The organism is Pseudophaeobacter sp. (assembly GCF_048267565.1).
GTDB classification, from domain to species: Bacteria; Pseudomonadota; Alphaproteobacteria; order Rhodobacterales; family Rhodobacteraceae; genus Pseudophaeobacter; species Pseudophaeobacter profundi.
Genome location: NZ_JBLWXG010000008.1, coordinates 102,639 through 116,562, shown reverse-complemented (window position 1 = coordinate 116,562; position 13,924 = coordinate 102,639). Strand labels below are relative to the sequence as shown.

Annotated in this window: 13 protein-coding genes; 3 read left to right on the top strand and 10 right to left on the bottom strand. The window is 61.0% G+C overall.

Annotated elements, in window-relative coordinates:
• Positions 1-16: 16 nt before the first annotated feature.
• From ACN0VH_RS16215 to ACN0VH_RS16175, 9 genes are all read right to left on the bottom strand, one after another.
• Positions 17-559, bottom strand: coding sequence for an isopentenyl-diphosphate Delta-isomerase (locus ACN0VH_RS16215; protein ID WP_278923901.1), 543 nt, complete (start codon positions 557-559; stop codon positions 17-19).
• Positions 560-721: 162 nt separating this feature from the next.
• Positions 722-1,183: a c-type cytochrome gene (locus ACN0VH_RS16210; RefSeq protein WP_417701270.1), complete on the bottom strand. Its 462-nt coding sequence runs from the start codon at positions 1,181-1,183 to the stop codon at positions 722-724.
• A gap of 104 nt (positions 1,184-1,287) precedes the next feature.
• Complete coding sequence (locus ACN0VH_RS16205) at positions 1,288-2,316, bottom strand: P1 family peptidase (protein ID WP_278923969.1); 1,029 nt, start codon at positions 2,314-2,316, stop codon at positions 1,288-1,290.
• A 145-nt stretch (positions 2,317-2,461) separates the two neighbouring features.
• Positions 2,462-3,208, bottom strand: coding sequence for an SDR family oxidoreductase (locus tag ACN0VH_RS16200; protein WP_278923903.1), 747 nt, complete (start codon positions 3,206-3,208; stop codon positions 2,462-2,464).
• Positions 3,209-3,277: 69 nt separating this feature from the next.
• Positions 3,278-3,697 carry an alternative ribosome rescue aminoacyl-tRNA hydrolase ArfB gene (gene arfB, locus ACN0VH_RS16195; protein WP_278923904.1) on the bottom strand — a complete coding sequence of 140 codons (420 nt, stop codon included), beginning with the start codon at positions 3,695-3,697 and terminating at the stop codon, positions 3,278-3,280.
• Between the two features lie 98 nt (positions 3,698-3,795).
• Positions 3,796-4,422 (bottom strand): queuosine precursor transporter, encoded by a 627-nt coding sequence (locus tag ACN0VH_RS16190; protein ID WP_278923905.1) that lies wholly within the window; start codon positions 4,420-4,422, stop codon positions 3,796-3,798.
• Positions 4,423-4,718: 296 nt separating this feature from the next.
• On the bottom strand, positions 4,719-5,633 hold the full coding sequence (locus tag ACN0VH_RS16185; protein ID WP_417701267.1) for an esterase-like activity of phytase family protein: 915 nt from the start codon (positions 5,631-5,633) through the stop codon (positions 4,719-4,721).
• 136 nt (positions 5,634-5,769) lie between these two features.
• Positions 5,770-6,630: a penicillin-insensitive murein endopeptidase gene (gene mepA / locus ACN0VH_RS16180; protein WP_278923970.1), complete on the bottom strand. Its 861-nt coding sequence runs from the start codon at positions 6,628-6,630 to the stop codon at positions 5,770-5,772.
• A 5-nt stretch (positions 6,631-6,635) separates the two neighbouring features.
• Positions 6,636-8,000: an MFS transporter gene (locus ACN0VH_RS16175; RefSeq protein WP_278923907.1), complete on the bottom strand. Its 1,365-nt coding sequence runs from the start codon at positions 7,998-8,000 to the stop codon at positions 6,636-6,638.
• 252 nt (positions 8,001-8,252) lie between these two features.
• Between ACN0VH_RS16175 and ACN0VH_RS16170 the strand changes: the two genes are divergently transcribed.
• The 3 genes from ACN0VH_RS16170 (at position 8,253) to yaaA (ending at position 11,585) form a co-directional block, all read left to right on the top strand.
• Complete coding sequence (locus ACN0VH_RS16170; protein WP_278923971.1) at positions 8,253-8,540, top strand: YggT family protein; 288 nt, start codon at positions 8,253-8,255, stop codon at positions 8,538-8,540.
• A 160-nt stretch (positions 8,541-8,700) separates the two neighbouring features.
• A complete protein-coding gene (gene recQ, locus ACN0VH_RS16165) occupies positions 8,701-10,773 on the top strand; it encodes a DNA helicase RecQ (RefSeq protein ID WP_417701264.1) in 2,073 nt (690 codons plus the stop codon).
• A gap of 41 nt (positions 10,774-10,814) precedes the next feature.
• On the top strand, positions 10,815-11,585 hold the full coding sequence (yaaA, locus tag ACN0VH_RS16160) for a peroxide stress protein YaaA (protein ID WP_417701262.1): 771 nt from the start codon (positions 10,815-10,817) through the stop codon (positions 11,583-11,585).
• 2 nt (positions 11,586-11,587) lie between these two features.
• Here the strand turns inward: yaaA and ACN0VH_RS16155 are convergent, their stop codons facing one another.
• Positions 11,588-13,924 (bottom strand): response regulator, encoded by a 2,337-nt coding sequence (locus ACN0VH_RS16155; RefSeq protein ID WP_417701260.1) that lies wholly within the window; start codon positions 13,922-13,924, stop codon positions 11,588-11,590.

Here is a 13,924-nt window from a genome sequence, read left to right as displayed (position 1 = left end):
CCGGGATTTGGCGGGATCAATCTTTGGAGGCGATGATCAGATCAGGGCCAAAGATGATGTCTGCATAGTGACGCAGATAGATCTTGAGCCAGGGGGTAAAGCGCTCTGGGTGGCGCTGCACCTCTGCGAGGAGATCGTGATAATCCATCCAGCAGGTTTCCATCACCTCCGCCGGGTTGGCCTTGGGCACGAGCGGGCGATGGGCATGGGCCAGAAAGACATCTACGACTTCGTGCTCGATCAGACCATGGCCCACATCGGCGCGATACTCCAGCTGATGGCGGAATTCAGGATAAAGCCCGCTGATGCCCAGCTCCTCCTGCATGCGCCGCACCGCACAGGCCGAGGAGGCTTCTTCCCACATCGGATGGGTGCAGCAGGTATTCGCCCAGAGCCCCGGCGTGTGATATTTGCCCAGGGCCCGGCGCTGCATCAGGATCTTGACGCCCTTGACCACAAAGACCGACACGGCCTTGTGTTTCAGCCCCTGTTCATGCGCCAGGAGCTTTTCTACCGGTGTCAGTTCGCCGTTAACCCAGGCCGGGATCATATGGGGCATTCAAGGTCCAGGATGAGTGCCGTCAAGGCCAAGCCCACATTGGCTAGCGCGGCGCGCGGCGCAAAGCAACTGTACGAAAGGCCGCGCCCCTGGGGACACGGCCTTTGATGCCCAAGTTTCGAGCAGATTTACCGGCTGACGCAGGGTCAGCCAGTAAGCGCCTTATTCCGAGGCCGCTTCCTCGGCTGTGGCCTCTGGCGCGGGGCCATACTGCGCCAGAAAGGCATAGAGATCCTCGGCGCCCTTCTTCAGCTTGAAGGTCATTTTCGATTTTGCCTTGCTGTCGTCCAGATGGCTGCGCAGAAATCCGCGGGGGTCAGCGGTAAAGGCGGTGAAGTTTTCCAGATCCCAGACCAGACCACCGGCGCCGGCAGCGGCCAGGTCATCGCCGTATTTGAAGCCTTCATAGGTGCCGGCGGTACGACCGGCGATGCCCCAGAGGTTTGGACCGGTGCGGCCACCCTTGACGATGTTTTCGCCGCTATCCGACACAATAGTATGGCAAGATTTGCAGCGGTTGAAAACTTTCTCACCCTTGGCCGGATCGCCTTCGGCAAAGGCGGGGGCTGTGAAGGCCGGTGCGGCCAGCAGGCCAAGAAGGGTGGCTGTCAGGATGTGTTTCATTTGCTTGCTCCAATTGTTGAGTTGGCGAGAGGATACGGCGACGAATTGGTCAGATGGTCAACGGGTGACTTTGCCGCATGAAGAGGATCAGCCTGCAAGTCGCGTCATGGGTTGGGGCTCCAGCAGGGCAGAAGATCGTTTTCCTGGGGGGTGGCGCAATAGACTGCGCGGGCGATGGCGCGGCTCAGGCAGAGCGAGGCCGCATGGCCGATCTGGCCCAGCTCTGTGTCGATATCATCCAGCACGCGCCCGCCGGTGCTGGCAGCAAAGACCAGATCGCCGTCGCCGGGCGCATGGGCGGGAACAGTGGCGCGGCCAATCCCATCGTGGGCGGCGGTGGCCATCCGCTGACACTGCGCCTTGCTCAGGGCGGCATCGGTCGCAACGATGGCAATGGTGGTATTGCCGCGCTCGCTGGGCAGGCTGTCTGTCGCGGCCAGGGCGTGCATGGCCCGCATCTTGCGACTGTCGAGGCTGCGACCCAGCCCACTGGCGCTATCCGGGCCGAGGCCGCCAAATTCACCGTCCACCTCAAAGGGGGCAGCCCAGAAATGCCGATCCCCCGGGGTGGTGACGCTGCCCATCGGATTGGCGGCAACAAGGGCGCCAACGGTGACGCCATTGTCCAGCACAAAAGAGGCAGAACCCAGCCCGCCCTTTACCATGGCGGTCAGCGCCCCCATGCCAGCCCCATGGCTGCCAAGGGCGAAATCGGTTGCGGCCGCCTGAAAGGCGGCGCGGCCCAGGGCGCGATAGGGGTTATCCTGCCAGTCCTTGTCGCCACCATTCAGCAGATCAAACAGGATGGCGCCGGGCACCAGCGGGATGATGGCGGGACCCAGGGCAAAGCCCCTGCCAGCGGCCCGCAGCCCATCCACCACGCCGGAACAGGCATCCAGCCCATAGGCCGACCCGCCAGAAAGCACCAGCGCGTCAATCTTGGCGACCGATTTATCCGGTGCCAAGAGATCTGTTTCGCGGCTGCCAGGCGCGCCACCCATAACATGGACCGACGCGGTCAGCGGTTCTGGGCTCAGCAGTACGGTGGTGCCTGATTTTACCACCGGATCATCGGCATTGCCGACCAGCAGGCCGGGGACATCCGTGATAAGGTTCTTGGGACCTGGGATCATTTTGGCGGGTTCCTGTTCCAAAGCCAAGAACTGGGCAGAGAGGCCCAGCTCTATAGATGTCATCTGCCCGGTCTTTGATCTGTCTCAAACACACCTAAGGGTGCGGTCAAGACGACCGGGCAGGTGGGGGGGAGGCGGGTGGCCCCTAGATGCAGCGGCCGCCGTCGACTTCCATGGCGACGCCTGTGACCATGCTGGCCTCATCCGAGCAGAGATAGCAGGCGGCATTGCCCATGTCCTCGGGGGTGGAAAACCGCCCGATTGGAATCGACGAGATGAACTTGGCGCGCACCTCCGGTGTGTCTTCGCCCATGAAGGATTTCAGCAGCGGCGTTTCCCCGGCGACCGGGTTGATCGCATTGACCCGGATGCCCTGCGGGGCCAGTTCGACGGCCATGGTTTTGGTCGCGGTGATCATCCAGCCCTTGGAGGCGTTATACCAGTTGAGATTGGCACGCGGCGAGACCCCTGCTGTTGAAGCCACGTTGAGAATCACTCCGCTCGCGCGGGATTTCATGTGGGGCACCAGGGCGCGGGCTGTCAGGTAGACCGATTTCATGTTCACATTGAACACCCGGTCAAAGTCGTCTTCGCTGACCTCATCCAAGGGGGTCGGCAGATGGGTGACGCCGGCATTATTGACCAGGATATCGACCTGGCCAAAGTGGGCGATCGCGGCCTCGGCCATGGCGTTGACCGAAGCGGCATTCGCCACATCAACCTGCTGGGCCATGGCTGCGTCGCCGCGCTCTGCTGCCATGGTCTGGGCGGCTTCGGCATTGATGTCTGCGATCATCACCCGCGCGCCCTCGGCTAGAAATTTATCAACGATACCAAGACCAAAACCAGATGCGCCGCCTGTTACAATTGCGCATTTTCCAGCAAGCCGCATGATGTGCTCTCCTCAAAAATAATTTGGGCACAACATGGCGAAGGCGGCGGGTGGGTGCAATCGCTAGGATCACTCTGGAGTGATTTTTCCACGAGTTGATTTGATCGCACCGCGCTGTTTTTTGCTGTCCAGCCGCCGCTTGACGGATCCGCGGGTGGGTTTGGTCGCTATACGACGTTTTGGCGCCACCAGGGCCTGGCGGATCAGCGCCACCAGTCGGTCGCGCACCAGTTCTCGGTTGCGTTGCTGCGAACGGGTTTCGTCGCATTGCAACAGGATCGCGCCTTCCTTGGTCCAGCGGCGTCCGGCCAGCCGTTTGAGGCGGGATTTCACCGCCGGGGTCAGTGCCGGACAGCGGGCCGCTTCGAAACGCAGTTCAACCGCGGTGGCCACCTTGTTCACATTCTGCCCGCCCGGCCCCGAGGCGCGCATGAAGCTCTCGCTGAGTTCCCAGTCCTGCACTGTGATGTTATCTGTGATTTCGAGCATGGGGCAGGATCTAGCGCGACTGGGCCAAATGGAAAAGGCTGCAGCCGGGCAGGGCGCAGCCTTTTGTCGGAACTGTTGTATTGCGGCGTGGTGCTGCCTTAGCGGGCTGGCGTGGCTGTCAGCCGGGTCACCAGAAAGCGGAAGGGGATCAGCGCCAGCAGCGCCAGGCCCAGCTTGACCAGCCAGTCAGCCAGCGCCAGCGATACCCAAAGCGGCACCAGGGGGCCAAGGCCCAGCAGCGGCAGCATATCTTGCGCCCAGGAGGTGTCATTGCCAGGTTCAATCCAGGCCAGCGCACCGGAAAAGGCTATGGTGAAGAACAGCGCCGTATCCACCACAGAGCCAATCAGGGTCGAGGCCAGCGGCGCCCGCCACCATTTTCCGTCGCGCAGGGCGGCAAAGATCGAGACATCCAGCAGCTGCGCGGTGAGGAAGGCCAGGCCAGACCCAAGTGCGATGCGCAGGGTGACCAGGGGGCCAAATTCACCAATGATCTGGGTGCCGATGAGCGAGCAGGCCACCCCGGTGACAAAGCCGACCAGCACCACGCGGCGCGCAGCAGCGCTGCCATAGACGCGGTTCATCACATCGGTGATCAAAAAGGCAATGGGATAGGTGAAGGCCCCCCAGGTCAGCCATTGGCCAAACAGGAATTGCACCAGGATATTCGAGGCCACGACAGTGGCCGCCATGGCAAGAATACCAGGAAGATGAGAGCGGTTCATTTTTCAGTTCCGTTTTTTATACAAGGTCGCGGCGACTTGTTCCGCAGGATCTGCGAAAGACGCGCCCGTTTATCGCTGTGCAGGCCATTTGGCAAGCCTTTTGCCCCTGTGTGGCAGGTGGTGGCGTGACGGCAGCGATGACAACAGCCAGAACACAGGCGGGGCTCCCGCCCGGCTCCACACAGTCAAAGACTGTGCCTCTCCCGTTGGGCCGGGCACCGCGCGGTGCCCGGTGCGGCCGCGCCCGGTGGCGGGCGGGCAAAAGGAAGAGGCGGCGATACCGGAGGGGACAGGCCCTATTCGGGCAGGAAAAACTCTACCAGTTCGGTGCGCTGCAGGCTGCGGAAATTGTCATCCGACACCATGGTGGCCCGCAGCCGGTCTGCGGCGTCGCGCCAGACCGATAGTCCTTCGAGATTGTCGTAGGCGCCAAGCGCGCTTTGGAACAATGTGACCTCGTTCTGCGGCCCCTGTGCGGTGATGTCCCAACGACGCAGCCGACTGCGAAAGCCGATCAGCATAAAGCTGCGCTCAAGCAGGTAAAACCGGCCATCCGGGCCAAAATCCGCCCCTACAGGGAGAAAGCCGTCCCGGCGTGGCAGCGCAAAAGGCTGGCTCCAACGGTGGCCATTCCAGCGCCAGACAGGTATATCGCCAGCAGCATTCGGGGCATTTTCCGGCAGGGTGTACAGCCGCCCCTGCGCATCAACCGCCAGGGCCTCCAGCGCCTTGTTCAGGGGCATCGCGTCAAAGGCATCGGGGCGCGGCAACACCTGCGCGCGGGCGCTGTCGGCCCGCTGATAAGCCACCCGTGGCACCCCCTCGAAAGAGATGTAGACTGTGCCATCGGCGGAAATCGCCAGGCCTTCGCTGTCCATGACGCGGCCAAACAGGGTACGCCCGGTGGAGGTGCGCAACTGCTGGGAACTGCGCAGCTGGACCTTGGAAATCGTGCCCCTGTCGCGCTGGATATCGGCGCGGACCAACCGGGCACGATCGCTGAGCACCGTCATCGCGCTGCCATCTGCCGAAACATTGATCCCTGAAAATCCGCCAAACCAGCTTTGGCTTTCCTGCCAAATGTAGCGCCCGGCGAATTGGGCGGTCTCGTGGCGCGGGCGGGGACGGTTTGCGGCATAGGCCGCAACCGCCGCCAGACCGCTGGCCAGCAGCAGACAGATGAGCAGGCTGCGGCGCGATCTAGCGGCCATACGGGGTTTGCCGAGGTTCACAGCGTGTTGGTCCGTTTTGTATGGGCCGTGTCTGCTGCGGCGCAGTTTGCACACACCCAGTCTGCGCAGGCCCGTTCTGCATGGCTTCGCCTGCCGACTCTCGGGAATTCAGCTTTTAGTCTGATTGCAGAACGGCTGCGCATTGTCTGGGTAAATCCGATAGGGTGTAGTCGCGCCGAGGCTTAGGCGCTGGGGCGTTGGGGTCAACCGGTTTTGGTGGGGGAGGGTTCAAAATGTCATTGACCCAGCGCTGCGCGGCCTCGCAGCCGTCGCCACGTGGCGGGCGATCCTGATCGACGCAGCCGCGTGCGCCCCTTGGGCAGGCCAGCCGGACATGGAAATGATAGTGATGTCCCCACCAGGGGCGAATTTTGCGCAGCCAGCGCCGATCCCCCTTGGCATCCTTGCACATCTGCACCTTGGCACCGGGGAAGACGAAAATCCGCGCCACCCGCTTGTCCTGGGCGGCGGCCTTGATGATCTCGTGGTGGGCGCGGGTCCAGTCGGAATTCACATAGGCCCCGTTGTTGCGACGCATGGAAATGGAAGAGAGCTTTTCGCGCTGCGAGCGGCTATAATTCAGCCGGTCCGCCGGGCGCATCCAGATATCAATATCCAGCCCAACCTGATGGCTGCGATGCCCTGAGGTCATCGGACCGCCGCGGGGCTGGCTGATATCGCCGATATACAGGCCGTTCCAGCCCGGCTGACGGGCGGCAATACGGCTCAGCTTTTCTATGAAATCAATGGTTTCAGGATGGCCCCAGTTGCGATTTCTGCTCAGCCGCATGGCCTGCCAGGTGGGGCCGGTTTCCGGCAGTTGCACGGCACCAGCAACGCAGCCCTTGGCATAGGACCCATGCGGCGCCGCTGCCTGGCGAGAGCCGGTATCCTTGGCCCCAAACAGCTGCTTGGCCGGGGTGGCGGCGCTGGCCGGTACTGCCAGCGCAAACACAACACAAATACTCGCTATCAGTTTTTTCAAAACTGGTCTCCTCTTGCCTCGACCCGGTGCAATAGGATCAATCCAAGGATGAACAGAAAGACCACCGGGGTAATACCCAATCGTGCGCTACCTGTCAGGGTTGTGGCAACCCCAATCAGGAGCGGTGCCAAAAAGGCGGTCGCCCGACCGGATAGACCGTATAGTCCAAAGCTCTCTGTTGCCTTGGCAGGATTGGTATGGCGCACCATCAGGCTGCGGCTGGCGGCCTGCAAGATTCCGCCGAAACCGCCGATCAACATGCCGCAGCCAAAGAAAATCGCATCGGGCAGGCTAGAGCCAGGGGCAAGAGGCACGCCAAACAGTGTCTCACGCGACATGTTGACCACGATGATGCAGACTAGGGTCAGCACCAGAATCGACCCCACGATGACCGGCTTGGGGCCAAGCCGCTTGTCAGCAAAGCCGCCGACCCAGCTGAAGAGGGCCGCCGCAACAGCCGAGATGACGCCGAAAACTCCGATCAGCGTGATTTCCCAGCCCAGCACCAAGGCGGCATAGACACCACCAAAACTATACAGTCCGTTCAGCGCGTCCCGGTACAGCATCGAAGACCCCAGATACCGCATCAGGCTGGGCCGCTGGCGCAGCGCCTTGACCGAGGTGACCACCAGCCCGATGGCCTGGCGCAGGGTGCCGCGCTCGCCCGTGCGGGCATCATCCTTGACCCAGAGAAAATAGGGCACCATGAAGACGATGAACCACAACGCAGTGAAGGGCCCCACTGCGCGGGTGCCCTCGCGGCTTTCGGCGTTCAGTCCCAGAATGGGATCCAGCCCGATCAGGGTCTTGCCTGTTCCCTGTTCCACAAACAGCAGCAGCATGATGAACAGCGCAAGCACGCCGCCCAGATAGCCAAAGGCAAAACCGGACCCAGAGATCGCCCCGACGTCGTCTTTATCGCCAAGGCTGGGCAGTTGCGAATTGGCAAAGATCAGGGCGAATTCCGCGCCGATAAAGCCAAGGCCAAAGCAGATCAGCATTGTCCAAAGATTGGCACCGCCCGGATCCATGAACCAGATCGCCCCGGCACCGACAACATACATCAGCGAAAACCCCAAGAGCCAGGGTCGCTTGTGCCCGGAAATATCGGCCATTGCGCCAATGAAAGGCGCGCCAAAACCGATGAGCAATCCGGTAATGGTCAGCCCGCGCGACCACATGGTCTGGGCCTGGGCGCTGGCGGCTTCGGGGTCCAGGCCTTCCCCCATGTAGTAATTTGCGGCGACAGCGGCAAAGAAAGGGCCAAAGACAAAGGTCACCAGCAGCGTGTGATAGGGCTGGCTGGCCCAGTCAAAGAACCACCAGCCCCAAATGCGCTTGCGCGCCGAAATATTGCTCATCCTGTCCCCACCTGTTTTTCTGTGGCGATAAGACAGGGGTGGGGGCCGCTAGGCAAGCCCATCTTGCATCGGCGGTCGGGGGCGTTGCGCGTCCGCCGCGCGCCAGGCATCACTCCAGTCGGGCGTCGCTGTTTCTTGGCATGTGCCCCTGGTGCCACCGTTTAACCAATGGTCAACCGCAACCTCGTGGAAGCCTTGCACATGGGGGCCGGGCTGCTTACCTAGGGACTTGATATTTGAAAGAGGTAAATGATGCTCTCGCTGTTCCAAATTTTGCTGCTGGTCCTGGACATTGTCTGGTTCTTTATCATTGCCCATGTGATCATGAGCTGGCTGATCAATTTCCAGGTGCTGAACCTGCAACAGCAGCTGGTTGGGCAGATCTGGTACATGCTGCAACGCATTCTTGAACCGCTTTATGCCCCGGTGCGCCGCATTCTGCCCAATATGAGCGGCATTGATCTGGCGCCGCTGGTGGTGCTGATCGCGGTCTATGCGCTGCGCATCATCATTCAGAATAATATGATGGCCTTCTACTAGGCGCGATCAAACCGCCGCCGAATGCAATTTCAGCGGGCGAAGCCGATTAAATGTGTAGGGGTGAAGCGTAAAGCTTTGCCCCTTTCGCTTGCCGCCCGAATCGACCTGTGGGATTGTAGCGCCTAAATCAGAGCAGCCGCCCCCAACGAGGTCCCACTTCATGACAGCCGCGCCAGCGACCCCCGAGACAGAGGCCTCTGTCACTCCGCTATTGCGCGATATCTTTGGCTTTGATGCCTTTCGCCCCGGTCAGGAAGAGATCGTCGATGCGGTGACGCGCGGCGAGAACGTGCTGGCGATCATGCCCACCGGTGGCGGTAAATCGCTGTGCTTCCAGCTGCCCGCGCTGCAACGGGCGGGCATAACCGTGGTGATCTCGCCGCTGATTGCCCTGATGCGTGACCAAGTGCGCGCCCTGCAGGCGGTTGGCGTCAATGCAGGGGCGCTGACCTCTGGCAATACCGAGGAAGAGACCGAAGCCGTCTGGCAGGCCATCGAGGCGGGCGAGCTGAAGCTGTTGTATATGGCGCCCGAACGTCTGGCCTCGGGGTCGACCCTCAGCATGTTGCATCGCATCAATGTCAGCCTCATCGCGGTGGATGAGGCCCATTGCGTCAGCCAATGGGGCCATGATTTTCGCCCCGATTATCTGCGCATCGGGGAACTGCGTCAGGCGCTGGACGTGCCCCTGGCTGCCTTTACCGCCACCGCCGATTCAGAAACCCGCGAAGAGATCGTGCGCAAGCTGTTTGACGGCCATGTCCCGCGCAGCTTTCTGCGTGGCTTTGACCGGCCCAATATTCATCTGGCCTTTGCCGCCAAGGATGGTCCACGGCGTCAGATCATGGAGTTTGCAGGGGCCCGCAAAGGGCAGTCTGGCATTGTCTACTGCGGCACCCGCGCCAAGACCGAAGACCTGGCCCGCGCCCTGCGCGATGCCGGTCACGCCGCCTGCCACTATCATGGCGGTATGGAGGCCGGGGAGCGCCGCGATGTGGAAACACGGTTTGCCCGCGAAGATGGTCTGATCGTGGTGGCCACCGTGGCCTTTGGCATGGGCATTGATAAGCCGGACATCCGCTGGGTCGCCCATGCGGATCTGCCCAAAAGCATTGAATCCTATTATCAGGAAATTGGCCGGGCTGGTCGTGATGGGGCGCCTGCTGAAACGCTGACGCTGTTTGGATCGGATGACATCCGCCTGCGGCGCAGCCAGATCGACGAAGGTCTCGCACCGGCTGAGCGTCGCGCCGCAGATCATGGGCGGCTCAATGCACTGCTGGGGCTGGCCGAGGCCCTGACCTGCCGCCGCCAAAGCTTGCTGAAGTATTTTGAAGAAGCGTCAGAGCCATGTGGCAACTGCGATCTCTGCGATAGCCCGGTAGATGTGTTCGACGGCACGACGGCGGTGCGCAAGGCGCTGTCGGCTATTTTGCGCACCAATGAAACCTATGGCGCGGGCCATCTTATCGACATTCTGTTTGGCAATGAAACTGACCGGGTGCGCGAAAAAGGCCATGATGATCTATCGGTCTTTGGCTGCGGCAAAGAATACAGCAAACGCCAGTGGCAGGCGGTGTTCCGTCAAATGATGGGCCATGACCTGGTGCGCCCCGACCCCGAACGCCACGGCGCCCTGCGCATGACCGAGGCCGCCCTGCCGGTGCTGAAAGGCGACGCGCAGATCTCGCTGCGCCGCGATACCATCAAATCGGCGGAACGCCGCCCTGCAGTCAAGATGCTGGTCTCGGAAGAGGATGCGCCGCTTCTGTCGGCGTTGAAGGCTAAGCGTCGCGCCCTGGCCGAGGCGCAGAAAGTGCCCGCCTATGTGGTGTTCAACGACAAGACCCTGATCGAAATGGCCGAAGCCCGCCCGGAAACCCTGGATCAGATGGCCCGGATTGGTGGGGTGGGGGCCAAGAAGCTTGAGCGCTACGGGGCGGAGTTTCTGCAAGTCATCACCGGCGCGGTGGAGCAGCTGCACCCCGCAAGGCGCAAGCTGGCCATGCGGGCGGGGGCAGGCAGTACATATGACGCGCTGATGGCGGTGCAGGCGCAATTGACCCGTGGCACCTGTGGCACCCTCAAACCGCTGAGCTGCCCGGCGCAGTTGCTGGCCAAGGTGGCGCAGATGCGCGCGACGGATGAACGCGGCATCGCAATCCTGCTTGGCGACCGCCGGGCAGAGAGATTCTTGCCCGCCTTTCTGGACGTTCTGCGCCAGACTGACTAAGTCTGATCACGGAAACAAAGCGGCAACAAAAGGAGCGCGCGATGCTGGTAGTGGTATCCCCGGCCAAAAAGCTGGATTGGACAGAGCGGGAACAGGAGATGACCTTTCCTGCTTTTCAGAATGATGCCATCGCTCTGAATGCCGTGGCGCGTGGTCTGTCTGCGCCAGAGCTGATGAAGCTGATGCATATCAGCGAGGATCTGGCCAAGCTGAACTATGACCGGTTCCGCGACTTTGCCGCAGATCCGCAGGCCAAAGACCTGCGCCCTGCCGCGCTGGCCTTTGCCGGCGATACCTATCAGGGGCTGGAAGCGGCTTCGCTGGAGCCCGAAGAAATGGCCTGGGCACAGGATCACTTCCGTATTCTGTCCGGGCTTTATGGCCTGCTGCGGCCGCTGGACGGTTTGCAGCCCTACCGGCTGGAGATGGGATCGCGGCTGAAAACCCCGCGCGGCAAGAACCTGTATGAATACTGGGGCAGCCAGATCGCCGAGGCGCTGAACGCCCAGGCCGAGCAGATCGGCGCGCAGGTTCTGGTCAACTGCGCCAGCCAGGAATATTTTGGTGCCGTCGATCTGAAGGCGCTGAAATTGCAGGTGGTGACGCCGGTCTTCATGGAGCTGAAAAACGGCACGCCAAAGATTGTCAGCTTCTACGCCAAACGTGCCCGCGGGGCGATGGCGCGCTACGTGATTCAGCACCGGCTCTGCGAGGCCGAGGCCCTGCAGGGATTTGATGCCGGTGGCTATTGCTATCAGCCAGAGCTGTCCGAGCCGCAAAAACCGGTTTTCCTACGCAAGCCAGAGGCCTGATCCTAGGCGGCGGTGGTTACTTTGACGGGTTGGAAATCGGTCGTGGCGTGTTGCAGAATACGGTCCAGAATGACCGCCTTGCGCAGGGGTTTGGTCAGATAGTGATCCAGCCCAGCGGCAAGGATGCCTTCGGAATCTCCGTTCATGGCATGCGCCGTCAAGGCCACGATGGGCACGTGACGACCGGTCAGCATCTCTAGCTGACGGATGCGCTTGGTGGCCTCTTTGCCGTCCATCTGCGGCATGGAAATATCCATGAAGATCAGATCAGGTTCAAAGCTTTGATACTGTTCAAGCGCCTCTAGGCCATTGTTGGCAAACTGTAGTTCGATGTTGAGATCTTTGACCATCTTGCGAAAGACCAACTGGTTGGTCTTGTTGTCTTCGGCGGCCAGAATGCGCATCTGCCGCGCCTGCATCTCTTGCGGGGGCAGGGGAAGCTGTTTGGCTGCTGCATTATCTGCGGCATAGGCCTGTTCCAGGGTCAGTGGTTCTGGTTCGGCCTCTGCGGTCCCGTCTTCCAGTGTGATCAACTCTGGTACGGCGTTGCCGTTGGCGTCTGGGGCCTGGGGCCTGGTGATGGCATCGGCAGCGGTTTGTCTATCCAGCAGGGAATTGCCCAGGGTCGCAAGCTTGGCAAACAGCGCGTCGCGCGGCGTCGGCCTTGGCAGCAGATCCAGAGAGAGCTCCTCTATGTCGCTAGTGGGGTATTCGTGCAGATTGGAGCAGAGCATCACAATGGGCACATCCTGCCACCCCTGCTCGCGCAGCTGCCGGGGAAGCGCCAGCCCCCCATCGCCGGAGAGGGTGTGATCGCCAATGACGATGTCGATGCCATCGTGCATCTTTGCCCCTGCCTCTGAAACGTTCCTTGCTGCGGTGACTTCAATCCCCAGCAACATCAATTGTCGCTGCAGAATTTCAGTATTGAGCGCCGAATCGTCCACCAGCAGAATATGTTGCAGACTTTTGGGCAGATTGGGGGCGGGGCTATGGGTTAGCCCGACGGTGGGCAGCGGAATGCGGAAACCAAAGCAGGATCCTTTGCCCTCGTCGCTTTCGACCCAGATTTCGCCCTCCATCAATTCGATCAACCGCCGCGAGATGGCCAGCCCCAGACCGGTGCCTTCGAACTTGCGATTGCTCTCATCCTCGACCTGGTTGAACTCACCAAAGACGTGATCGATCTTGTCCTCCGGGATGCCGATGCCGGTGTCTTCAATCATGCAATGCACCGAGCAGACGCCTTCTTCCGGGTCGGAAACCCCGGTGACGCGCAGGGTGACATGGCCTGATTTGGTGAATTTCACCGCATTGCCTGCCAGATTGGTCAATACCTGACGGATCCGCCCCGGATCGCCAATGAACTGGGTGGGCAGAAACAGGTCGTAATCCACCAGCATCGACAGACCCTTGTCGCGCGCGGTGGGCTGCAACAGCATGACGATTTCGTGGATGCAGCGCTCCAGATCAAAGGCTTCCGTGTGCAGGACAAGCTTGTCGGCCTCGATTTTGGAATAGTCCAGCACGTCGTTGATGATCACCAAGAGCGCCTCACCCGAGTTCTGGATGGTCTTGGCGTAGAGCTGTTGTTCTTCGTTCAGGGCGGTGTCGTTCAGCAGTTCTGCCATGCCGACAACGCCGTTCATCGGGGTGCGGATTTCATGTGACATATTGGCGAGGAAGGCTGATTTGGCGCGGTTGGCCGCCTCGGCCCGTTCGCGGGCGTTGCGCAGCTCTTCCTCGTAATGCACCGAAGAGGTGATATCGAGTGCCAGGCTCACCACGTCGCCGCCATGGCCGCGTTGGTCAATAAGGCGCAGATAGCGGTCGTCCCACAGCTGGATGATAATGGGGTCGGGCGAGATCGACAGCCAGCGGTCGCCCATCATGGCGCGCCAGGCGTCTGGCTTCAGCTTGCCGGTATTGACCAGGCCTTCATCGGTCAGAATTTGCAGGATCCGCATGTACGAAACCCCTGGAGAGACCTCTTCCAGCCCATCAAAGATGTTGAGATAGGCAGTATTGGCACCAATCAGCTGGCTGTCTGCGTTGAAAAAGGCAAAGCCATCCTGAAAAGCCTGGATCGAATGCCAGAGCCTGCGTTCTGCAGTTTCGATCTTTTCATTGGCCATGCTGAGGTCGGATTTGACCTTGGCATTTTCATCCCGCACCGTTGCCACTTCGGCTTGGCTGACGCCGATCTGCTTGGTCAGCGCCAGTGCATGACGGCCCAGTTTGCGATTCGCAGCCGAGAGTTCAGCCTGCTTGAGCTCAAGCAGTCGTTCCGCGGCCAGTCTGGCGCGGCGCTCTTCTGTGATCTTGTCAGCAAGGCTCAT